The following is a 22,954-nucleotide window of genomic DNA, read 5'->3' on the forward strand; positions in this document are numbered from 1 at the left end:
GTGATACAAGTATGAGAGTATCAGTTGTTATTCCAGCGCACAATGAAGCGAGTACTTTATCACAAGTTTTAGTAGAAGTGGAGAAGCTCAAGCCTTACGAAATTATTGTAGTAGATAATGGCTCGACAGATGGAACGAAAGACATAGCGTTACAACATCATTGTCACGTGATTTATTATAAACATTCTCTTGGCAATGATGTTGGACGGGCTATTGGAGCTAGAGAAGCAAAAGGTGAAATTGTTTTGTTTTTAGATGGTGATATTGTTATTGATAGTAAAGAGTTACAACGTTTCGTGAAAGGAATTCGACAAGGGCATCAAATTGTTGTGAATAATTTAACATGGTCGGTTTATTTAAAGATGAGACCACATTATACGACAGTTGGAAAGTTCATGTTGAATCGTTATTTGAATAAAAAGGAGCTTGTTGTTGGATCTTTAATTGCAATTCCACATGCGATGAGCAGGGAAGTTATCGAGAAACTTGGGTGGTGGAATTTAGCAGATCCAGCACTATTTCAAGCGATAGCGATGTCTAGAGGAGTAGATATTGTTGATACGGCTTCGGTCGATGTAATTCACACAAATAAGGTTCGTCCTGTGCATACAGGAACATCACCTGGTTCTCCTTATCCGAAAGCGACTAGCCGTATTATGGGTGATCATTTACGTGCTTTGCAATATGTAATCGAAACATATGGTAAACGCGGCGGTTTTTCGGAGGGAAACAGGGATAGGGAGTTTATAGGGAACTATAAACCAGTTGTATTAAAGAAGGAAAAAGCGAAATATAGTGCGATTATACCAGTGTCAGAAGAAAAAATGACGATAAGATTTGTTATACAAGAAGTAAAAAAAGCAGGGGTAGATGAAATTATTGTTGTCGCGAATGGAGCAGATTTTGAGACTGTTAAACAGGCAAAGCTAGAGAATGTTATTGTTGTTGAATTCGGGGAGGCGCTTGGACATAATGTAGCACGAGCGATAGGTGCCATGCATGCTACGGCAGATATTTGTTTATTCGTTGATGGTGATTTTGTTATTCCAGCAAAAAAGCTCACTCCATTTTTGCAAGCTGTTGAAGATGGAAGTGACGTGGTTTTAAATGATTTACAATGCTTATTAGATATGTTTCATCCTGCAGATCCAATTAGTATGGGGAAATATTTTGTGAATTTAGTAGCGAAAAGACCGGATTTATGGAATAACTCATTAACGGCAGTACCACATGCTATGCATAAAAGGGTAATAGAGAAAATAGGATATGACTCGCTTGTTATTCCGCCATTAGCTCAAATGAAAGCTATTTTGGAGGTTTTTTCTATTACAGCAGTAGAATTTGTAGATGTTATAAAAACCAATCGGGTACGCCCGGAGCAACATGGATTTGTAAATGGACGTATTCCGGCATTTGACCGTATTTTCGGTGATCAACTTGAGGCGATTGCTTATCTATTACAATATACAGACGAACGTGGGAGTTTTACAGATGGAGATCGCGATAGAGACACTATTCAACAATTGAGAAAGGAAGAAAAGAATACAGATGAATGCTAGTAGTAAAGTAGCTATTATTGGATTAGGGTATGTTGGTCTTCCTTTGGCAGTCCATTTTGCAGAAAGAGGACATACCGTACTTGGATTAGATAAAGATACTAGAAAAATAGAATCGATTATAAAAGGAGAAAGTTATATTCCAGATGTTTCTTCTAAAGTGTTGCAAAGTTTATTGACTAAAAATAAATTAATAGTAAATACACCAGATAAAGGTATTACTGATTTCCAAAGTAGTGATTATGTTATTGTTACTGTTCCAACTCCAATTAATGAACGAAGAGAACCAGATTTAAGTGCCCTCATTTCAGCTTCGCATTATATACAACAAAATCTCCAAAAAGGACAAACCTTCATTTTTGAAAGTTCCACATATCCAGGCACACTTGAGGAAGTTATTATTCCTATTATTTCTCAAGCTGGCCAAAAGGTAGGAGAAGATTTCTATATCGGATATTCCCCTGAGAGAATTGATCCAGCAAATAGTCAATATTCAGTTCAATCTATTCCAAAAGTTATTAGTGGACAAACAGAAAAGTGTAAACAAAAAGTACAGGATTTATATAGTACCATTTTTGACGTAGTTGTACCTGTTAGTTCGCCGAAAGTAGCAGAGATGTGTAAGCTATTTGAAAATATTCAGCGCTTAGTTAACATCTCTTTAGTAAATGAGTTAAACACATTATGTGAAAGTTTAGGGATTGATTTTTATGAGGCCATTGAAGCGGCATCTACAAAACCTTTTGGATTTACTCCGTATTGGCCAGGACCAGGGATAGGGGGGCACTGTATTCCCGTAGACCCCTTATATTTTCAATGGAGAATAAAAAAGAATGGGGCAATTAGTCAATTAATTGAGGCGGCACATGTAATTAATGAAGAAATGCCAGAGAAAATAGTCCGGAAAGTAAAGGGTATGGTGCAATCACCCGGACTAGTTTTAATTGTAGGAATCGCATATAAGAAAGATGTAAATGATTTGAGAGAATCACCGGCTTTGCCAATTATTCAATTACTAATAAAAGAAGGATACGAGATAAAATACCATGATTCATATATTTCTTCCGCGGAAATTGGAGATAAGGTGTATCAATCTGTTGCTTTGGATGAACAAACAGTTAAAGAGGCAGGTTGTATTTTAATTTTAACTGACCACTCTAATATCGATTGGAAGCTTTTTAAAGGAATGAACCGAGTAATAGATACAAGGGGAATTATAAAGAAGGTGAGTGTATGAGTAAGAAATGTTTAATTACAGGTGGGGCCGGATTTATTGGATCTCATTTAGCTGAAGAGTTGGTGAGAAGGGGTTATAAAGTCACAATTGTGGATAACTTCTATAAAGGGAAAAATAAGTATCATAATGAGCTAATGAGAGAGATTCGAGTTATTCCAATAAGTGTTTTAGATAAAAATTCTATTTATGAATTAGTAAATCAACATGATGTAGTGTTTCATTTAGCAGCAATTTTAGGTGTTAAAACGACAATGGAAAAAAGTATAGAGCTCATTGAAACGAATTTTGACGGAACGAGAAATATTTTACAAGCAGCATTAAAAGGAAAGAAGAAAGTAGTTTTTGCATCTACTTCAGAAGTGTATGGTAAAGGCAAACCGCCTTTCTCTGAAGAAGGAGATCGATTGTATGGGGCAACTTCTAAAATTCGTTGGAGTTATGCAGTTTGTAAAACGTTAGAAGAAACATTATGTTTAGGATACGCATTAGAAGGCTTACCTGTAACGATTGTTCGTTATTTTAATATTTATGGTCCAAGAGCGAAAGATGGTCCATATGCAGGGGTAATCCCGCGATTTATCCGTGCAGCTTTGCAAGGAGAAGACATTCTTGTATATGGAGATGGAAAGCAGACACGTTGCTTTACGTATGTGAGTGATGCGGTAGAAGCAACAATTCGGGCAATGGATGAGAAGGTAAATGGTGAGATTATTAATATAGGTTCTGAGAACGAACAGAGTATAAAAGAAGTAGCAGAAACAATTAAAAAACTAACGAAATCTTCTTCGAAAATTGTACAAGTTCCTTTTGAGGAAGTATATCCACATGGCTTTGAAGAAATTCCGAATAGAAGGCCGAACGTAAAGAAGTTAAGAGAACTTGTTCAATTTCAAGCGACAGTAACGTGGGAACAAGGATTGAAAGAAACTATTAAATGGTTTCGTGAAGAAAACAATGGCTAAGTCGCTATCAGTTATTATTCCTGCAAGTAATGAAGTAGATACGATTTCAGACGTTATTCAATCGGTCAAACCGTTAAATCCAGTAGAGATTATTGTCATAGCAAATGGTTGTAATGATGGTACAGAAGAGGTTGCTGATCAGCTAGGTTGTAAAGTAATCAGGTATACAGAACTATTAGGAAACGATGTTGGGCGTGCAGTTGGTGCAAAACATGCGATAGGTGATGTATTACTATTTATAGATGGGGACTTTGCTATTCCAACTTCCAAATTACAATTGTTTCTTAATCCAATTTTACATGATCAGACTGACATCGTTTTAAATAATTTGGACGCATTGTTTTTAAAGAAACAAAAACCCCATTCCGTTACAGTGTGGCGTCAAATATTAAATGCAATGTTAGAGCGTGAAGAATTAAAGATAGATTCTTTATTATCTGTACCTCATGCGTTGACGAAAGAAGTCGTCCAAAGTATTGGATATGAATGTTTAGTTAATCCTATTGTAGCTCATTTACGTATAGCACAAAGTAAATGGAGAATTAACCGTCATTGTGCTATTGATGTTATTACGCCGAATAAATTTCGACCGATTGAACATGCTGCATATGGAACGAACCTTTCTCAATCTGAAAGACGAATGATAGGTGATCATATAGAAGCAGTTGCAGAACGAATAGTAAGCAGTGATATACGCGGGGGATATTATGATGGAAATAGGAAAAGGGATAGCGTCTATCATACTTTAAATTTCGAAGATTTTTATCAAGGATGGGGCGTTACATCCAATTTGTATAGAGAAAAGCAACTATCGGTTGTTATTCCTGTACAAAATGAAGAGAAAACAATTGGAAAGGTTATAGAAGAGCTTCGTAAAATTGAACCTTTTGAAATCATCGTTGTCGTAAATGGTTCGTCAGATAAAACAGCAACGATTGCAAAAGACAAAGGCGCAACAACCATTGTATATAAAGAAGCCCTTGGAAACGATGTAGGGCGTTCACTTGGAACTTATTTTGCAAAAGGAGAAATTGTGTTATTTATAGATGGTGATTTTGTTATTCCAGCTAGTGAACTATATCCTTTTGCAAAAGCTATTGCAGATGGAAAGGACGTCGCATTAAATGATTTAAATCATTATTTAGATTTAAGAGTACCACTTCATCTTGTAACTGCATTTAAGTATGCACTAAATTTAGCGTGTGATAGAAAGGATTTAGGGGTAGGCTCACTTATTGCGGTACCTAATGCATTTAGCCACAAGTGTTTGAAAGCAATTGGATATAAATCTTTATTGTCACCTTGTGTAGCACAGGTGAAGGCTCTTCTTTCTGGATTTGAAATTGCATGTGTATGTCGTGTTGAGGTTGATAAGATGAACCGTATTCGTCCCAGTGAACATTTTGCAAAAATAGGTCATCCTCCAGCTGTACTTCGAATTATAGGTGATCATATAGAAGGACTAGAGCAAATAATTGCATCAACAGACAATCGTGGCGGATTCTATGATGGCAATAGAAAAAGAGATGTTTTATAGAAGTAACAAAAAAAGTGTACAACATGTGTACACTTTTTTGTTCTGTTATAAAAACTATAACAGATTAGGAGATAAGAGTATTACAGCTCTACAATGGGTATTGTTCTTATATTACAAAATAGGACTCGTATATAAGGATACCAAAAAAATACAATTAAGGAAAGGGTTAATTTTAAAGACTTTTAAATGAAGTTAACACTATATATATAGTAGTTTGCTCAACATTTCACAAACATGTCACAACTATTTCGTTCACTTTCGTAAAAAAGTAGTATTCTAAGTGTGTAAGCTGTTATATAAAAAATCTTAGTCCTGTACTAATCAAAAATGGAGGAGATTAGGATGACTCAAGTATTAGAAAATGTTAAAAACGCATGGGAAAACTTTAAAGGTGAAAAATGGAAAGCAGAGATTGATGTTCGCGATTTCATTTTAAATAATGTAAACGTTTTCGAAGGAGACGAATCTTTCTTAGCAGAAGCAACTGAAGCAACGAAACAACTTTGGGATCAAGTAATGGATTTAACAACAAAAGAACGTGAAAACGGTGGCGTTCTTGATATGGATACAAAAATTGTTTCTTCTATTACATCACATGACCCAGGATACTTAAATAAAGATATTGAAAAAGTAGTCGGTTTCCAAACTGATAAACCATTTAAACGTTCTTTACAACCATATGGTGGTATTCGTATGGCAGAACAAGCTTGTGAATCTTATGGATACGAAATGGACAAAGAACTTAGTCGTATTTTTAGAGATTGGAGAAAGACTCATAACCAAGGTGTATTTGATGCTTATACACCAGAAATGAGAAATGCACGTAAATCAGGTGTTATTACTGGTCTTCCAGATGCATACGGTCGTGGACGCATTATCGGTGACTATCGACGCGTAGCATTATATGGTATTGATCATTTAATTGAAGCGAAAAAAGCTGATTTGAATTTAACTGGTGGTGTAATGAGCGAAGATACAATGCGTTTACGCGAAGAGTTATCTGAGCAAATGCGTGCACTTCAAGAACTAAAACAAATGGCTGCTTCTCATGGTTTCGATATTTCTAAACCAGCAACAAATGCACAAGAAGCATTCCAGTGGTTATACTTCGCATATCTTGCAGCGATTAAAGAGCAAAACGGAGCTGCAATGAGTCTTGGACGTACTTCTACATTCTTAGATATTTACATTGAAAGAGATTTAGCAAATGGTACTTTAACAGAAGAAGAAGTACAAGAAATTGTAGATCACTTCATTATGAAATTACGTCTTGTGAAATTCGCAAGAACACCTGATTATAATGAATTATTCTCTGGTGACCCAACTTGGGTAACTGAATCTATCGGTGGTATGGCATTAGATGGTCGTCCATTAGTAACAAAGAACTCATTCCGTTTCTTGCATACATTAGATAATTTAGGACCAGCTCCAGAACCGAATTTAACAGTTCTTTGGTCTAAACAATTACCAGAGAACTTTAAAAACTACTGTGCGAAAATGTCCATCAAAACATCAGCAATTCAATATGAAAATGATGACATTATGCGTGCTGATTACGGCGATGATTACGGAATTGCTTGTTGTGTATCTGCAATGAGAATTGGTAAGCAAATGCAGTTCTTCGGAGCTCGTGCAAACTTAGCGAAAGCATTATTATATGCGATTAACGGTGGTAAAGATGAAAAATCAAAAGCACAAGTTGGTCCTGAGTACGCACCAATTACTTCTGAAGTACTAAATTACGAAGAAGTTATGCATAAGTTTGATATGACAATGGAATGGTTAGCGGGTCTATATTTAAACACATTAAATGTTATCCATTACATGCATGATAAATATAGTTATGAACGTATTGAAATGGCACTTCATGATACAAATGTTCTTCGTACAATGGCAACAGGTATCGCGGGTCTATCTGTAGTAGCAGACTCATTAAGTGCAATTAAATACGCACAAGTAAAACCAATCCGTGATGAAAATGGTATTGCAGTCGACTTCGAAATTGAAGGGGACTTCCCTAAATACGGTAACAATGATGATCGTGTAGATGAGATCGCTGTAAATCTCGTGAAAACATTTATGAATAAACTGCGTAAACATAAAACATATCGTAATTCCGTTCATACAATGTCAATTTTAACTATTACATCTAACGTTGTATACGGTAAGAAAACTGGTAACACTCCAGATGGACGCCGTACTGGAGAACCATTTGCACCAGGTGCAAATCCAATGCATGGACGTGATACAAAAGGTGCATTAGCTTCATTATTATCTGTAGCTAAATTACCATATGAAGATGCACAAGATGGTATTTCTAATACATTCTCTATTATTCCAAAAGCACTTGGTAAAGAAGATGATGTACAAGTACGTAACTTAGTATCTATGCTTGATGGCTATGCAGTAAAAGAAGGCCATCACTTAAATATTAACGTATTTAATCGTGAAACATTAATGGATGCAATGGAACATCCTGAGAAATATCCACAATTAACAATTCGCGTATCTGGTTACGCTGTAAACTTTATTAAATTAACTCGTGAACAACAAATTGATGTAATTAACCGTACAATGCATGAAAGCATGTAAATGAAAAAAGTGTCCCTTCGCTTTTAATACATAGCGAAGGGAGGCTGTTTCAATAAAGGAGGAAGTAACATGGTAAAAGGAAGAATACATTCTGTAGAGTCTTGTGGTACTGTTGATGGCCCAGGGATTCGTTATGTCATATTTACACAAGGGTGTTTATTACGTTGTCAATATTGTCATAATGCTGATACGTGGGAAATCGGTAAAGGTAAAGAAATAACAGTTGAAGAAGTGATGCAGGATGTGACATGTTACCTTCCATTTATTGAAGCCTCCGGAGGCGGTATAACAGTTAGCGGTGGAGAGCCATTATTACAGCTAGACTTTTTAATTGAGTTGTTTAAAAAGTGTAAAGAGGCTGGTATCCATACAACAATCGACTCTTCTGGTGGGTGTTATTCTGAGGAACCAGAATTCCAAAATAAGCTAGATATTTTAATGGATTATACAGATTTAGTTTTATTGGATTTGAAACATATCGATTCCAAAAAGCATCGTAAATTAACAGGGAAACCAAATGAACATATTTTACAATTTGCTCGTTATTTATCGGATAAGAATAAAGCGATTTGGGTACGACACGTATTAGTTCCTGGTGTTACGGATAATGAAGAGGATCTACAAAAACTATCTAGCTTTATTCAAAGTCTGTCTAATGTTCAAAAAGTTGAAGTGTTACCATATCATAAGCTTGGTGTATATAAATGGGAGGCGCTTGGACACAAGTACCCACTCGCAAATGTAGAACCACCTACTGAGAAAAATGTAGAACATGCTAAACATATTTTACAAGCGGTCTAATCCAAATATTGGATTAGGCTTTTTGCTTTCTTTACAATAAAATCTAGAGTATATATTGATAAAAGAGTATACTGAAAGTAGAATATCCATAATTTTGTACGGACTAAGTGGATAAATTTACATAATTGTAAAGGGAAATCAAAATAGTAAAAAGAATTAAGAAGTAAAAGAGTGAGTATCATGGAATAGAGAAGATTTGTAAGTTATTGCGAAAGCTCTTATAGGAAAGTATAATGTAAAGATATGAGCACAGATAGGATTAAGGGGTCAATCTTATATGCTTTGCATATCCACGACAGGTACATAGCTGAAAAGGGAATTATTAGAATCTGTTTATGTAATTTTTAAGGAAAATGTTTTTCCTATTGTCGTATATGCAATATGGAGAAACAAAAAGCTAGGAGTGGATTTGTTTGATAAAAAACCCCAAGGTTTTAATATTAACTGCACATTACGGTAATGGTCATGTGCAAGTAGCAAAAACATTAGAACAAACATTTCGCCAAAAAGGAATTGAAGATGTTATTGTATGCGACTTGTTTGGAGAATCACATCCATTTATAACTGACATTACAAAATATCTATATTTAAAAAGTTATACAATAGGAAAAGAATTATATCGTTTGTTTTATTACGGGGTAGAAAAAATTTATGATAAGAAAATAGCATCTTGGTATGCGAACTTTGGAAGAAAACGTTTGAAAACACTGTTACAGGTGGAGAAACCTGATATTGTAATTAATACATTTCCAATTATTGCTGTACCAGAATTGAAAAAACAAACGGGGATTTCAATTCCTGTCTATAACGTATTAACGGATTTTTGCGTGCACAAAATATGGATTCATCGAGAAGTAGATCGTTATTTTGTTGCAACGGATCACGTGAAAGAATTGATGGTTGATATCGGTGTACCTGCGGAACAAATTGTTGAAACAGGAATTCCAATTCGGAGTAGTTTTGAGTTAAAGGTAAATTCAGACATCATATATAATAAATATCAGTTATGTAAGAATAAAAAGATTTTACTAATTGTAGCAGGTGCTCATGGGGTATTAGGAAATGTAAAAGAACTATGCCAATCATTTATGTCAGTGCCTAATTTACAAGTAGTTGTCGTTTGTGGAAAAAATGAAGCTTTAAAACATGATTTATTAAGTTTACAGAAGCAAAATTCCGATGCATTAAAAGTGTTTGGGTATGTTGAAAATATTGATGAATTATTCCGAGTTACTTCTTGTATGATTACGAAGCCAGGCGGAATAACATTAAGTGAAGCAGCAGCGTTGCAAGTACCTGTCATTTTATATAAGCCTGTTCCAGGACAAGAAAATGAAAATGCGATGTACTTTGAAAAAAAAGGAGCAGCAGTTGTCATTCGCGATGATAGTGAGGTTTTCGCAAAAACAGAGGCATTATTACAAGATGATGTGAAGCTTCTTCAAATGAAAGAAGCAATGAAAAGCATCTATCTTCCAGAGCCAGCTGGTCATATTGTAGATGCAATTTTGGCAGAAAATCATGCAGAACCGCGTCATATACCTATTAAATCACCTGCTCTTGCACAATCTTTTACTTAATATGAAACCCTCTTTGTATATGTAAAGAGGGTTCTTTATTATTTTCAAAGAAAATTTAGCCAGTTATCCACAAAAAAATGCGCTTTCATTAAACAGTAAAGTCGGAATATTAACAACTATATCCACATTGTCCACAATTTTTAGAAAAATATCCACAATTAAAACAGCTGATATATGCTTTAATATAGAAAAATATTAAGTATTTTTGAAAATTACTAACAATTGCATCAGTTTTGTGGATAAAGTTGTCCACAGCAAAAAGACCCCTTATGCATAAGCATAAGGGGTCTTTTTGCTTACTTCTATCAGTCGAGAAAATTATGTAATGAAAATGAATAATTAGGGGGGAAACTTCTAATTATTCATTTTCACTTTAAATGCTTTTCGAGCGATATCCTGCTGCACGATCTGCTTTTTGAAATTCGCGTTGATAGAGAACTTCTTGTGTACTAGATAATGTGTTTTTTGCTTTATCACGTTTCTTTTTATCCATTACAAATCACCTCGTGTCTTAAAGTTACTATTTATCGTTTCCAAAGACATGAGGGGATATACGCATATGGAAAATGTTAATGATTGATTATCATTTCAGAAAATTTAGATTATGCTTCTTTTAATTGATGAGCATCTTGGAAGGTTGTATCTCGCATTGTAGCAAGTGTGTATTGATCTTTTGGAATTTCATATAAGTTATATACTTCTTCGTTTGCGTTAATTTCATCATATACGGCTTTTCTTGTTTCGTTTGCTAGATTCACATATTGCAGTTTTTCTGCAGCTTTAATAGAACGAATATTTATTTTACGAATACGCATGAAAATTGTTTCAATATCTAATTCGTAGAAAAGTTCACTAAAAAATGAATCTTTTGCCAATTTATTATAGCCTTTTCCATGATATGGTTTGCCAAGCCATGTCCCGAGAAATCCAGCTTTTTCTTGCACATCAAATAAAGTAATTGTTCCGATAGGGTTACCCCATTCATCTAAAATTGTGCGTGAAATTAATTCACCACGCTCTTCAGCTTCAATCGTTTGTTTCGTTAAGAATAAATATTCTTCATAAGAATAAGCCTTTTGACGCACAAAAGGGAAGACAGCTGGATCCACCATTAACTCGTATAGAACGTGGCTGTCGTGTAAGTCGCGTTTTTTCAACATACTAACTCCTCCTCACACGAGGGTAGCATGACGAAAAAACACCCCACCCTCGAAATTTTTATATCAATCTTTAAAAAATTTCGGGGTGGGAATCGAACCCACTAGAACCAGTTTCTAACGCTGGTGGCGCACCATTTGCCTTCCCCATTCATCAATTTGAAAATGATAATCACGACACAAATTGATTATGGTTTCATTCAGTTTATAATCGTATAATACTTTATCTAGTCAAAAAAATAAACTAGTTTTTTTTATTTTTTTTGTAAATTATTTTTCCATCAATCATAGTTAGTACAGGCTTGGCTAAATAATGGAAAGGATGATGAGTCCATAACACGAGATCGGCGTCTTTTCCAACCTCGATGCTTCCAATTCTATCCTCTAATCGCAAATTTCGCGCTGGGAATATGGTGATTCCTTCTAGTGCTGTTTTCTCGTCTAACCCTTCTCTTACTGCGACAGCAGCACAAATATTTAAATACTGAATGGGTGTATAAGGATGGTCTGTTGTTATAGAAACTTCCACACCATTTTTGGATAATATATGGTAAGTATCCCATGTCTTGTTTTTTAGTTCGATTTTAGAACGGCGTGTCAGAGTGGGACCAACTGAAACCTTCAAATTGTGTTTCGAAAGCTCTTCAACAAGAAAGTGTCCTTCTGTACAATGTTCAATACGTAGATCGAGGTTGAATTCCGTTGCAAAGCGTAGCGCAGAACTAATATCATCTGCTCGATGGGCGTGGATACGTACGGGTATTTCACGACGTAATGCTTTTAAAATAGGAAGCATTCGAAAATCAGCTTCGTGCCCGTAGTGTTGTGCTTCATAGAATGATTCCCGAAGTAACCCCATAATCCCCATACGTGTTATGGATTCTTTTGTTCCATTACTATGGACTTTTTTAGGGTTTTCTCCAAAGGCAATCTTTAAACCAGCAGGTTCTTGAATAATCATATGATCAATACAAGTTCCAGCTGTTTTTATTACACAAGTAGTACCCCCGATAATATTTTGACTGCCAGGCATAACGTGAACGGTTGTAATTCCATTTTGTACAGCGTCTTGAAAGGCGATATCGAGAGGGTGGATTCCATCTAAAGAACGAATATGTGGTGTTGAAACTTCAGATGTTTCATTGGCATCATTTCCAGCCCAACCAGTACCTTCATCATAGAGACCAAGGTGAGTATGGACATCAATAAAGCCAGGTAAGAGATGGAGTGCTCGTGCATCTATAACGGTCATATCTTGAGTAGGTTGAATAAAAGGTTTGACCTCGGTAATTCGCTCTCCTGTAACGAGTACATCGCCTTGAAACTTTGGAGATGTAATAGGGTATACAATGGCTTGTTTGAGCAATATTTTCATAGGTACCTCATTTCTGTTACTTTATAATGCTAATGGAAGTTAAGGGAAAGTAACTGAAAGGTTATTTGTATGGTAATGCTTCGGATCCTAGAAAATGAAAGTTTTAAAAGGGCCCATGTAAAATTGTGTTTTAGAAGTACTACATTGTATGCGAAAGTATATTTTGTAATGCATGGTCTATTGCCGGAAATGTGTATTGGTATCCATGTTTAATTGCTTTACTAGGTAATACATGTTGCCCTTCTAGTACAAGTATGCTCATCTCACCTAATAAGGCGTGAAGCATAAATGAAGGGACAGGCAGCCAATGTGGTTTTCTCGTTGCAGCAGCGATGGTCTTTCCAAATTCCTTCATTCTTATAGGTGTTGGTGCTGTCATATTAAGAGGACCATCAATTTCTTTTTTGTGTATGATGAAATCCATCATACGAACGACATCGTCTATATGAATCCATGATAACCATTGTTTCCCAGAACCAATGGTGCCGCCGATATAGAATTGATAGGGAAGTAACATTTTTGGCAAGGCTCCGCCATCTGCACCTAATACAACGCCAAATCTTGTGTAAATTGTTCTTATTCCGAGAGAACATGCTTTAGCTGCTTCTTGTTCCCATAAAAATACTGTTTCTGCTAAAAAGTCATTTCCAGGAGTTTCTTGTTGCTCAGTAAAAGACTCTACTTCAGATGTTCCGTAGTATCCAATAGCACTTGCATTAATAAATGTATGTGGTTTTTTATGGAGTGCCTGCAATTGTTTAATGAGTCCTTTTGTTGTTTGAATTCTACTGTTTAAAATGGCTTTCTTTTGTTTCTTTGTCCATCTACTATTAATAGACTCTCCGGCTAGATTAATAACTACATCAATAGAAGAGAGGGGGAAGGTTTGTAAATCTGGTGTCCATTGAACATACTGAAGTTTAGGGTCGGAAGTTTCAGTAGTTTTTTTTCGTGTGAGGATGTAAACAGTATATCCTTTTTGAACAAAAAAAGTAGAAAGATATTTACCGATAAAGCCTGTACCACCAGAAATTGCGATTTTCACAAGTATTTCCTCCTCATTATATATATTCTTGAAAAGAAAAAATGTTCCTCGACTATGTTAAAATAATAGAGAGGTGAGAGTATGGCTGTCATTACAAAAATAGAAGTACAAAAACGATCGAAAGAACGATTTAATATTTATATTGATAAAGGCCAAGGTGAAGAGTACGGGTTTAGTGTGGATCAAGTAATCTTAATGAAACATGGATTACAAAAAGGCTTAGAAATTGATGAAATAGAGTTAGGAAATATTTTGTACAATGAAGAGGTACAAAAAGCATATTTACAAGCAATCTCCTATTTATCCTATCAAATGAGAACAAAACAAGAAATAGAAGATTTTTTACGAAAAAAAGAAGTGGGACAAGCCATCATCTCTGAAGTCGTTTCGAAATTATTACATGACCGATATATTAATGATAAAGAGTACGCTGTTTTATATACGCGAACGCAAAGTAATGTGAATCGAAAAGGTCCAACTGTTATTAAAAGAGAGTTGTTAAATAAAGGTGTTCAAGATTTACTTATTATGCACAGTTTACAAGAATATCCGAAGGAAAAGCAAATTGAGAATGCCTTGTTTCTCATAGAAAAGAAGAAAAAATCTTATCAAAAGCATTCTTTTTTACAAATGAAGCTAAAGTTAGATGAGATGCTTGTTCGAAAAGGATATTCTAGAGAAGTAATTCAAATTTGTTTGGAAGAATTGAAAGACGAAAGAGATGACGAAAAGCAACAAGAAGCGTTACACTATCATGGGAATAAATATTATGAGAAATATAAGAAGCATGTTGGATGGACATTTGAAAACAAGATGAAGCAAGCGTTATATAGAAAAGGATTCTCTATTGATGAAATTGAGATATTTTTGCAAATGAAACGCGAAGAGGAATGAGGAGAATAAGATGAATATGCCAAAACGCTACAGTGAAATGACACCGCATGAGCTAAGGGAAGAAATTGGCGCTTTGAAGGAGCAAGCAGTAAAAGCTGAGCAGCTTGGGATTGTCAATGAATTTGATGTATTAATGAGAAAAATGGCAATGGCTCGTGCTTATATGACGGATATAAACAAGTTCCGTATTGGTGAAATATATGAATTAGTAGAAGAACCTGGTGTATTATTTAAAATTACGTATTTCAATGGGGTATTTGCTTGGGGATATAAGCAAAATGATAATGAAGAGATTGGCATACCAATTTCCTTATTGCAAGAAAAATAAAAACCAGAGAGCACATATCTCTCTGGTTTTCATCTTTGGTAGGCGTTAAAGGAGATAGGAGATTCTAAAATTGGCGTTTTTTACATTCATTTGCCAATATAATGAGAGACTGGGTTTGTTGCGTCTGTCCGTTAACTTGCGCTTTCGCATGTTTTGGACGAGTCCACGTATGGTTAAATAATTCAGAACGACTATCTAAGCGATCACGGTAGCTCATCTTTATCACCTCGTGTAGGAAGTTAATTTAATTTGTACTACTCTTCCTGCTGATTTGCAGCACGCATACGTTCTTGTGGGTGCGTGTTAATTGTGCCGTTAGGTCGCTTCGAAGCGAAGCGTGATTTCGCTTTCGGCTGACCGTCGATTTTGCTGTTGTTTTTTGACTCAGACCAAAATTCGGCTTGTTTACCCATTGCGAACGCCCTCCTCCTCATCAGTTGATACCTCTTTAAGAAGTATCACTTATAGAATGTGCAAAACAGAAGAAACTATCCTTTAGAAATGAAGGGATAAATAGGTAAAAGGAGATTAGAACATGAATGATATTTATGAAGCATTAACGAAAGAATTATTAGACAAGAATGACAAGCTTTCTTACGGACAAGCTCGTGCATGGGTTGAATTACTTTGGGAAGATTTTCAAACAACTTATGCAAAATCAGGGCGTTATCAAGGTGAGGAAATGACTGAGCAAGTGGTACGATCATGGATTAATAATCATGGTGTACGCCTTCATGAAATGCGTACAAACAATCCGAAGTATAGTCATTTAATTAATCAAGAAGATCATTTGAAACATTAAAAAAAGCGACTTGAGTCGCTTTTTTTAATGTGGAAGTAATTCCAGTTTTTTTCGAAGTTTTTCTTCACTAAAAATCCATCCCGTATAGGAACTAATAATATTTAAATTATGGTCTAGCTGAACAATCGCGACAAATGGATAATAATCTTTACTTCGATACCGTAAATCAATGAATCGTACTTCGTAATAATGATCATGATCAAAAATATCCCAGCGATATACAGGAGAGAAAGATAGGAAGGCCGAGATGTTTTCATCTTGTTTAGCTGCTCGCATAATATCATTGTCTGGGAACGGTACCCGATCGAACTTGTCATATATCATGATGTTACCACGGTGCCACCTCGCAACGTAGTAATAATCAGCTGTAACGACTGCTAAATGATAATGATAAAATCGGTAAGAAGGAGAAATGATAATCTTTTCGACATTTTTGAAACGTTTGTGTACAACGCTTCTTATATTTCTGTGCATCATAATTCGTCCGATATAGTAAACAATCATTAATATATATGCTGCTAAGGCTGTGAATCCTTTATGAGAACCGACGAGCATGCAAGCAATTGCAAGTATATGGATAAAGAAAATTACGGTATCGAATGTATTAATCACGCCGAGTGCGACCCATTTTTTTGTGAAAGGCCGTAATGCTTGTGTACCATAGGCGTTGAAAATATCTACAAAGACGTGAAGGAAGACTGCAATAAATGACCAAAGTAGTAGATGAAGATATGGAGCGTCTGAAAAGAAGGCGAAAGAGATGCCACTTATAAGGAATGACCAAAGAATTACCGCGGGAATGGAATGAGTAACTCCGCGATGATTTCTTATATATTTAGCGTTATTACGCAATTTTAAAACTGTGTCAATGTCAGGAATGTTGGAACCAGCAATTGTAGCAAGCATAACAGCTTGTGGGCCAATATCACTTTGTGCTATGGCTGGGTCTAATGTTGCTAAGCTACCTAAAGTGATACCCATAACAAGGTGAGTGGCTGTGTCCATAGAAATCCACCTCCGTTTTTTATTAATGTAACTCTTTTTATTCGATACCTCAAGTCCTTTGCCTTCAATTTCCTATGTCATCTTACTTAAATTTTTTCCTAAAATCTTTATAATAGTACTTATATGCAAAAAAATGAGGGGGATCAAGTTTGACACTTGAAATACTAAAAAAATTTAATATAGAGCAGTTTCAAAATGATTTAATTGGTTGGTTTGAAGAAGAACAGCGCGACTTACCGTGGAGAAAGAATAAAGATCCGTACCGCGTTTGGGTTTCTGAAATTATGTTACAGCAAACAAGAGTAGAAGCTGTAAAACCATATTACGCAAATTTTATGGGGAAGTTTCCTACACTTGAAGCGTTAGCGAACGCAGATGATGAAGAAGTATTAAAAGCATGGGAAGGTTTAGGGTATTATTCTAGAGCACGTAATTTACATGCGGCAGTAAAAGAGGTAAAAGAAGTATACGGCGGGGTTGTACCAAGTGATGTAAAGAAAATTGAAAAGTTAAAAGGAGTCGGACCATATACAAAAGGTGCTATTTTAAGTATCGCATATGGTATACCAGAGCCGGCAGTTGATGGAAATGTTATGCGTGTATTATCTCGCATTTTATCAGTATGGGATGATATTGCAAAACCAAAGACTCGAAAAGTTTTTGAAGAAATTGTGCGTGAAATTATTTCGAAAGAAAATCCATCTTATTTTAATCAAGGTTTGATGGAGTTAGGTGCATTGATTTGCATTCCAAAAAATCCATCTTGCTTACTTTGTCCTGTACGTGAGCATTGCAGAGGATATGCTGAAGGTGTTCAAAAAGAACTACCAGTAAAAAGTAAAGCGAAAGCTCCTACAATGGTACCGCTTGTTGCAGGAGTACTTCAAACTGAAGATGGTCGTTACGTTATTAATAAACGTCCAAGTAGCGGATTATTAGCTAATATGTGGGAGTTTCCGAATATTGAACTTGGCGAAGGGATTCGAAGTCAGAAAGAACAGCTTATAGATTATATGAAGGAAAAGTTTGAGCTTTCGATTTCTATTGATGAGTACGCAATGAATGTACAACATACATTTACACATCGTACTTGGGATATATTTGTATTTTACGGAAAAGTAACCGGTGATATTGTTGAAACAGATACATTGAAACTTGTATCGAAAGAAGCATTTGAGCAGTTACCTTTCTCTAAATCGCATCGTACGATTTATGAGAGTTGTGTTGAGAAAATTACAATGCAATAAACAAAAAAGTGTTCCCTAAATTGGGAACACTTTTTTAATCGTAAGAAATTTTTGTCCCATGAGTCCAACTGGCATCACCTTCTTGTAAGCCGCCCCTTGATTCGATCTCTATTACAATTTCTTTATAAATACTTTGCCCTTCCGCATTTAAATAGGGCAAAATCTGTTGTAATGAATGATGAAAATAAGCTAATTCATCTTCTTTCCATTCGTTTTTTGAAAGCATCGTTAGTTCAGTCATATCGCGTCCTATATACATATTTCCACCTCCATTTTCTATAGTTTGAATGAGTAACAAGAGATATATGCGGAATTTTTTTAAAAGAAAATTACGGATAGCTTCTAGTTGAATTGGTTACATTATTGATTGTGGAGGTGAGAAAGATGAGTAAAAAACAACAAGGTTATAACAAGGCAACTTCTGGTGCTAGTATTCAAAGTACAAATGCTAGTTATGGTACAGAGTTTGCAACTGAAACAAATGTACAAGCAGTAAAACAAGCAAACGCACAATCAGAAGCAAAGAAAGCACAAGCTTCTGGTGCACAAAGTGCAAACGCTAGTTATGGTACAGAATTTGCAACTGAAACAGACGTGCATGCTGTGAAAAAACAAAATGCTAAGTCAGCTGCAAAACAATCACAATCTTCTAGTTCAAACGAGTAATGAAAGAAAAACACTTCTCCAATTCGAGAGAAGTGTTTTCTTTGTGTGCGGGTCATTGTAATGAAAAGAAAGTGAACGACATAACTTCTAATAAGTCAACAAATGTTGTCAAAGGAGAAGGAAGTTAAAGATTAGAAATATGTAATTAGGAATAATAACTGATGAATAAGTCCAAAAGGGGGTAAGTAATGAACGATTTTGATAAGTTGGTAGGGGAGCAATTAGAAACGATGGATGAGTTGTTAAAGTTACAAGCACATCTAGAGAAGTATCAACAAATTGAAATGAATGAAAAAGAAACGTGCGATAAAAAAGAACTGCATTTTATCCGTCAGGAAATATATAGAACAGAAGTAGCGTTGAAGATGTTACATGAGAAATTTGAAGAACAAACGAATAGTGTAATCCAATCTTTTGCAACTGAAAAAATGATTTCAAATTTAGGATAAGATATATTATTGCCTTCAGGTGAAAAGTCCTTCAAATAGAGAGGGGCTTTTTCTATTACATGTCCTCGTTTATAAATAATACAGTACAATCCTTGTGTTCTGAGAAGATTGGGTATTATTGTATTCAACGATAAACCTCCTGCATATTCAGTGTGGAAAATAGAGTCTTATCCCTTTAGTTTTAAAATTTTGACAAAAAAGTTATAATAGAAGAAAAGTGAATGCCGTTCAAAGGGCATTTGCAGTTGAAAGAAGGGAGCATATATGGGATTTCCCAAAGAAGGAGAAAAAGTACAAATACATAGTTATAAACATAATGGCTCCATTCATAGAATGTGGGAAGAAACAACAATTTTAAAAGGGACACAGAGTCTTGTGATCGGAGCGAATGATCGTACAGTAGTTACAGAATCGGATGGCCGAACATGGATTACGCGTGAACCAGCAATTTGTTATTTTCATGCCAACTATTGGTTTAATGTGATTGGGATGCTTAGGGAAGAGGGCGTATATTATTATTGTAATTTAAGCTCCCCTTTTGCGTATGATTCTGAAGCATTAAAGTATATTGATTATGATTTAGATATTAAAGTGTATCCAGATATGACATATACGCTTCTAGATGAAGATGAGTATGAAAAACATAGTCAAATTATGCAGTATCCACCTGTTATCGATACAATTTTAAAACGAAATGTAGCACATTTAACACAGTGGATTCATCAAAGAAAAGGTCCGTTCGCACCAGACTTCGTAGATATGTGGTATGAACGATATTTAATGTACAGAAATTAAAACAAACCTGCAGGGGGCTTCCCGGCAGGTTTGTCCTATTAGAGGGGGGATTATGTGCAGGGCATAAAAAGATATTTACAATTTGTTAAACCATATCGATGGCTTATCGCTATTACAATTATTATTGGACTAGTTAAGTTTGGTATCCCACTTATTATGCCGTGGTTATTAAAGTATATTATCGATGATGTAATTCAAGGCGGAGGTTCACTTCAAGATAAAACATCTCAATTAATAACAGCGATTGGAATTGCTTTTTTTATTTTTGCGGTATTAAGACCACCGATTGAATATTATCGTCAATATTTCGCGCAGCGTATCGCAAATACAATACTGTATGATTTGCGGAAGTATATTTTTGGTCACTTACAAAAATTAAGTTTACGTTATTACTCCAATACAAAAACAGGAGAGATTATTTCGCGTGTCATCCATGATGTAGAACAAACGAAGGATTTTGTAATTACTGGTTTGATGAACGTCTGGTTAGATACTGCAACAATTGCTATTGCCATCATTGTTATGTTTTCTATGAATATAAAATTAACATTTGTTGCGTTATTGATTTTACCTATTTATGTAATTGCAGTGAAATATTTTTTCGGACGTCTTCGGAAATTGACGAAAGAGCGTTCACAAGCGTTAGCGACGATGCAAGGATATTTGCATGAACGTATTCAAGGAATGCAAGTGACACGTAGCTTTGCGTTAGAAGAGTATGAGGGGAAGCAGTTTGAAAAAAGAAATAATGAATTTTTAACGAAAGCATTAACCCATACAAGTTGGACGGCGAGAACATTCTCGGCAGTAAATACGTTAACAGATTTAGGTCCATTACTTGTGATTGGTTTTGCAGCATATGAAGTAATTCAAGGGCAGTTAACGCTAGGGACGATGGTAGCTTTTGTTGGATATATGGATAGTTTATATAGTCCGCTTCGCCGCCTTGTTAATTCATCTACAACATTAACACAATCTTTTGCATCGATGGACCGTGTGTTTGAACTGTTAGATGAAAAATACGATATTGTTAATGTGCCAAATGCGGTACAAACGAAAAAATTAAATGGAGAAATTGTATTTGATAATGTTTCTTTTCGTTATAATGCAGATGAAAAAGAGATATTACACAACTTGTCATTAACTATGCAGCCTGGAGAGAAAGTAGCGCTTGTAGGAGCGAGTGGGGGAGGAAAGTCATCTCTTGCTAGTTTGATCCCGCGTTTCTATGATGTTTCTGAGGGAGCGGTTTATGTAGATGGGATAGATGTAAGAAAGTATAATATGAGAAATTTACGTAGTAATATTGGAATTGTACTGCAAGATAATTTATTGTTTAGCGATACAATTGGAGCAAATATATTATATGGAAATCCGAAAGCTACAGAGCAAGAAGTGATTGCAGCTGCCAAAGCTGCGCAAATTCATGATTTTATTATAGACTTACCAGATGGTTATAATACTGTCGTTGGAGAACGTGGTGTAAAGCTATCGGGCGGGCAAAGACAACGTGTGGCAATTGCACGAGTGTTTCTAAAGAATCCGTCGGTACTTATATTGGATGAAGCAACTTCGGCATTGGATTTAGAAAATGAAAGGTATATTCAAGAGGCGCTTCAGACGTTAGCTGCTGACAGGACGACGATTATAATCGCACATCGATTAGCGACGATTACGCATGTTGATACGATTATTTACATTGAAGACGGTGAGATTAAAGAGACTGGTTCTCATGAAGAGTTAATGCGAAAAAAAGGATTTTATTACAATTTATATCAACTTCAACATATAACAGAAACAGCTCCTTTAGCATAAAAGGAGCTGTTTTTTTATTCGTCTTCTTTTTTATCATCGATTTGGAGTTCTTTTTCTGGTTTATGGTATGTGTAGAAGCTATCTACAAGTAAATCTAAATGCTCTACTTCTTCACTATAGTTAATAATGGAAGAAATAAGAGGGAAGAGATGTAGCCATGTTTTATATGCTTCTTCATCGTCCTTATTTTGATATTCCATAAAGATATCAATTAATTCTTGTTTACCTGTTTCAACTTCATCAAGCATCTCAACAGATTGTTGTTTTTTTGCTTTACCAATAAATTTTAATAAAACTTGTTCATGATAATGCGTTAATGAGTCAAGTTCGTTTTGGATAGATTCCTGAAACTCTTCCGGCATGTAACGCAGTTCGTTTTCAGTACGGTGTAATGATTTTAACGTACTTAAAGCACGGCTTGTTGTCGCTAACATTTGTCTGAATAAAACGAGCTTACGAATTTTTGCGAACTTTACTTTTTTCGTGTAGCTTCTTTCTTCTTTATACAGCAAATAGTAATGGTTTAATTTGATCATTTTTTCTTTCATACGATCAATATCAGTTTTTAGCGTTGTAAAATCAGAAGCTTGCCTGCTATTCATTCGAATCCATTTTACAATTTCTTCTGTATTATCAACGATACGATGATAAAGTTTTGTTTCATATTTCGGCGGCATAAATACTAAATTTACAAGTGAAGCCGCAATAATACCAATCATAATCGTCGCAAAGCGAAGTAAGGCAAAACTAAAGAAATCTTCGCCTTGATACTCCATAATGGCGATAACTGTTACTAAAGCAATTGATATTGTGTTTTCTAATCGTAATTGCAGTGTAAGAGCAATTACTAATATACATGTTAATCCAATAATAAAAGGATTATGTCCAAAAGCAGTAGCAAATGCGATAGCAAATATCGCACCGATTACATTTGCTTGAATTTGTTCAAGTGCGGTTAAATAAGAACGGTATACAGATGGTTGAACAGCAAAGATAGCTGAAATTCCCGCAAATACCGGACTCGGTAATTGAAGTAAAATACAAGCAAATAAAGCTAACGTGATGGCAATACCCGTTTTTAAAATGCGAGCACCAAGTTTCATACCCTTAA

General features: G+C 35.3%; 25 protein-coding genes. 16 read left to right on the top strand and 9 right to left on the bottom strand.

Going from position 1 to position 22,954, the window contains the following annotated elements; genetic code table 11:
* Positions 1–11: 11 nt before the first annotated feature.
* The 8 genes from BM089_RS23600 to BM089_RS23635 all read left to right on the top strand — a co-directional run bounded on the left by BM089_RS23600 (position 12) and on the right by BM089_RS23635 (position 10,265).
* Positions 12–1,559, top strand: coding sequence for a glycosyltransferase family 2 protein (locus BM089_RS23600; protein WP_025118422.1), 1,548 nt, complete (start codon positions 12–14; stop codon positions 1,557–1,559).
* The gene (locus BM089_RS23605) at positions 1,549–2,793 is read left to right on the top strand and encodes a nucleotide sugar dehydrogenase (protein WP_000994262.1); all 1,245 of its coding nucleotides are present in this window, start codon (positions 1,549–1,551) and stop codon (positions 2,791–2,793) included. The genes BM089_RS23600 and BM089_RS23605 overlap by 11 nt, the downstream gene beginning before the upstream one ends.
* Positions 2,790–3,755, top strand: coding sequence for an NAD-dependent epimerase/dehydratase family protein (locus BM089_RS23610; protein ID WP_000037053.1), 966 nt, complete (start codon positions 2,790–2,792; stop codon positions 3,753–3,755). The genes BM089_RS23605 and BM089_RS23610 overlap by 4 nt, the downstream gene beginning before the upstream one ends.
* Complete coding sequence (locus BM089_RS23615) at positions 3,748–5,292, top strand: glycosyltransferase family 2 protein (RefSeq protein WP_139213322.1); 1,545 nt, start codon at positions 3,748–3,750, stop codon at positions 5,290–5,292. The genes BM089_RS23610 and BM089_RS23615 overlap by 8 nt, the downstream gene beginning before the upstream one ends.
* On the top strand, positions 5,261–5,482 hold the full coding sequence (locus BM089_RS23620; protein ID WP_002094217.1) for a hypothetical protein: 222 nt from the start codon (positions 5,261–5,263) through the stop codon (positions 5,480–5,482). The genes BM089_RS23615 and BM089_RS23620 overlap by 32 nt, the downstream gene beginning before the upstream one ends.
* 152 nt (positions 5,483–5,634) lie before the next feature.
* Positions 5,635–7,884, top strand: a complete 2,250-nt coding sequence (pflB, locus tag BM089_RS23625) for a formate C-acetyltransferase (RefSeq protein WP_000195468.1) — start codon at positions 5,635–5,637, stop codon at positions 7,882–7,884.
* A gap of 69 nt (positions 7,885–7,953) precedes the next feature.
* Positions 7,954–8,685 carry a pyruvate formate-lyase-activating protein gene (pflA, locus tag BM089_RS23630; RefSeq protein ID WP_000238463.1) on the top strand — a complete coding sequence of 244 codons (732 nt, stop codon included), beginning with the start codon at positions 7,954–7,956 and terminating at the stop codon, positions 8,683–8,685.
* 413 nt (positions 8,686–9,098) lie between these two features.
* On the top strand, positions 9,099–10,265 hold the full coding sequence (locus BM089_RS23635; protein WP_000594694.1) for a diglucosyl diacylglycerol synthase: 1,167 nt from the start codon (positions 9,099–9,101) through the stop codon (positions 10,263–10,265).
* A gap of 373 nt (positions 10,266–10,638) precedes the next feature.
* On the opposite strand, the gene BM089_RS23640 is transcribed toward BM089_RS23635, so the two are convergent.
* From BM089_RS23640 to BM089_RS23655, 4 genes are all read right to left on the bottom strand, one after another.
* Positions 10,639–10,758 (bottom strand): YfhE family protein, encoded by a 120-nt coding sequence (locus BM089_RS23640; protein WP_000358482.1) that lies wholly within the window; start codon positions 10,756–10,758, stop codon positions 10,639–10,641.
* A gap of 109 nt (positions 10,759–10,867) precedes the next feature.
* Positions 10,868–11,425, bottom strand: coding sequence for a GNAT family N-acetyltransferase (locus BM089_RS23645; protein ID WP_000914737.1), 558 nt, complete (start codon positions 11,423–11,425; stop codon positions 10,868–10,870).
* 241 nt (positions 11,426–11,666) lie between these two features.
* A complete protein-coding gene (locus tag BM089_RS23650) occupies positions 11,667–12,797 on the bottom strand; it encodes an amidohydrolase (protein WP_000698297.1) in 1,131 nt (376 codons plus the stop codon).
* Between the two features lie 139 nt (positions 12,798–12,936).
* Entirely contained in the window at positions 12,937–13,842 is a 906-nt protein-coding gene (locus tag BM089_RS23655; RefSeq protein WP_000684406.1) for a TIGR01777 family oxidoreductase, read from the bottom strand.
* 81 nt (positions 13,843–13,923) lie between these two features.
* Between BM089_RS23655 and recX the strand changes: the two genes are divergently transcribed.
* The gene (recX, locus tag BM089_RS23660; RefSeq protein ID WP_090978258.1) at positions 13,924–14,736 is read left to right on the top strand and encodes a recombination regulator RecX; all 813 of its coding nucleotides are present in this window, start codon (positions 13,924–13,926) and stop codon (positions 14,734–14,736) included.
* A gap of 10 nt (positions 14,737–14,746) precedes the next feature.
* Positions 14,747–15,064 (top strand): YfhH family protein, encoded by a 318-nt coding sequence (locus tag BM089_RS23665; protein ID WP_001057023.1) that lies wholly within the window; start codon positions 14,747–14,749, stop codon positions 15,062–15,064.
* Between the two features lie 64 nt (positions 15,065–15,128).
* Here the strand turns inward: BM089_RS23665 and BM089_RS23670 are convergent, their stop codons facing one another.
* Positions 15,129–15,281, bottom strand: a complete 153-nt coding sequence (locus BM089_RS23670) for a YpzG family protein (RefSeq protein ID WP_000122093.1) — start codon at positions 15,279–15,281, stop codon at positions 15,129–15,131.
* 37 nt (positions 15,282–15,318) lie between these two features.
* Positions 15,319–15,477 (bottom strand): small, acid-soluble spore protein K, encoded by a 159-nt coding sequence (locus BM089_RS23675; RefSeq protein ID WP_000517891.1) that lies wholly within the window; start codon positions 15,475–15,477, stop codon positions 15,319–15,321.
* Between the two features lie 122 nt (positions 15,478–15,599).
* On the opposite strand from BM089_RS23675, the gene BM089_RS23680 reads away from it, so the two are divergent.
* Positions 15,600–15,866 carry a YfhJ family protein gene (locus tag BM089_RS23680; RefSeq protein ID WP_000998159.1) on the top strand — a complete coding sequence of 89 codons (267 nt, stop codon included), beginning with the start codon at positions 15,600–15,602 and terminating at the stop codon, positions 15,864–15,866.
* Between the two features lie 24 nt (positions 15,867–15,890).
* Here BM089_RS23680 and BM089_RS23685 read toward each other — a convergent pair whose 3' ends face one another.
* The gene (locus BM089_RS23685; RefSeq protein WP_090978260.1) at positions 15,891–16,871 is read right to left on the bottom strand and encodes a metal-dependent hydrolase; all 981 of its coding nucleotides are present in this window, start codon (positions 16,869–16,871) and stop codon (positions 15,891–15,893) included.
* A gap of 149 nt (positions 16,872–17,020) precedes the next feature.
* On the opposite strand from BM089_RS23685, the gene mutY reads away from it, so the two are divergent.
* Positions 17,021–18,118, top strand: a complete 1,098-nt coding sequence (gene mutY, locus BM089_RS23690) for an A/G-specific adenine glycosylase (protein ID WP_090978262.1) — start codon at positions 17,021–17,023, stop codon at positions 18,116–18,118.
* Between the two features lie 34 nt (positions 18,119–18,152).
* Here mutY and BM089_RS23695 read toward each other — a convergent pair whose 3' ends face one another.
* Positions 18,153–18,377, bottom strand: a complete 225-nt coding sequence (locus BM089_RS23695) for a hypothetical protein (RefSeq protein WP_000275439.1) — start codon at positions 18,375–18,377, stop codon at positions 18,153–18,155.
* Positions 18,378–18,502: 125 nt separating this feature from the next.
* Between BM089_RS23695 and BM089_RS23700 the strand changes: the two genes are divergently transcribed.
* The 4 genes from BM089_RS23700 (at position 18,503) to BM089_RS23715 (ending at position 21,843) form a co-directional block, all read left to right on the top strand.
* On the top strand, positions 18,503–18,784 hold the full coding sequence (locus tag BM089_RS23700) for a gamma-type small acid-soluble spore protein (protein WP_000039034.1): 282 nt from the start codon (positions 18,503–18,505) through the stop codon (positions 18,782–18,784).
* A gap of 188 nt (positions 18,785–18,972) precedes the next feature.
* Complete coding sequence (locus BM089_RS23705) at positions 18,973–19,233, top strand: YgaB family protein (RefSeq protein ID WP_000997578.1); 261 nt, start codon at positions 18,973–18,975, stop codon at positions 19,231–19,233.
* A gap of 264 nt (positions 19,234–19,497) precedes the next feature.
* Complete coding sequence (locus BM089_RS23710; protein WP_000506627.1) at positions 19,498–20,028, top strand: nucleoside tri-diphosphate phosphatase; 531 nt, start codon at positions 19,498–19,500, stop codon at positions 20,026–20,028.
* Positions 20,029–20,082: 54 nt separating this feature from the next.
* On the top strand, positions 20,083–21,843 hold the full coding sequence (locus BM089_RS23715) for an ABC transporter ATP-binding protein (RefSeq protein WP_001161604.1): 1,761 nt from the start codon (positions 20,083–20,085) through the stop codon (positions 21,841–21,843).
* A 14-nt stretch (positions 21,844–21,857) separates the two neighbouring features.
* Here BM089_RS23715 and BM089_RS23720 read toward each other — a convergent pair whose 3' ends face one another.
* Positions 21,858–22,946, bottom strand: coding sequence for an aromatic acid exporter family protein (locus BM089_RS23720; RefSeq protein ID WP_000765787.1), 1,089 nt, complete (start codon positions 22,944–22,946; stop codon positions 21,858–21,860).
* Positions 22,947–22,954: the final 8 nt, after the last annotated feature.

The sequence above is a fragment of the Bacillus sp. 5mfcol3.1 genome, from assembly GCF_900114335.1.
GTDB classification, from domain to species: Bacteria; Bacillota; Bacilli; order Bacillales; family Bacillaceae_G; genus Bacillus_A; species Bacillus_A thuringiensis_S.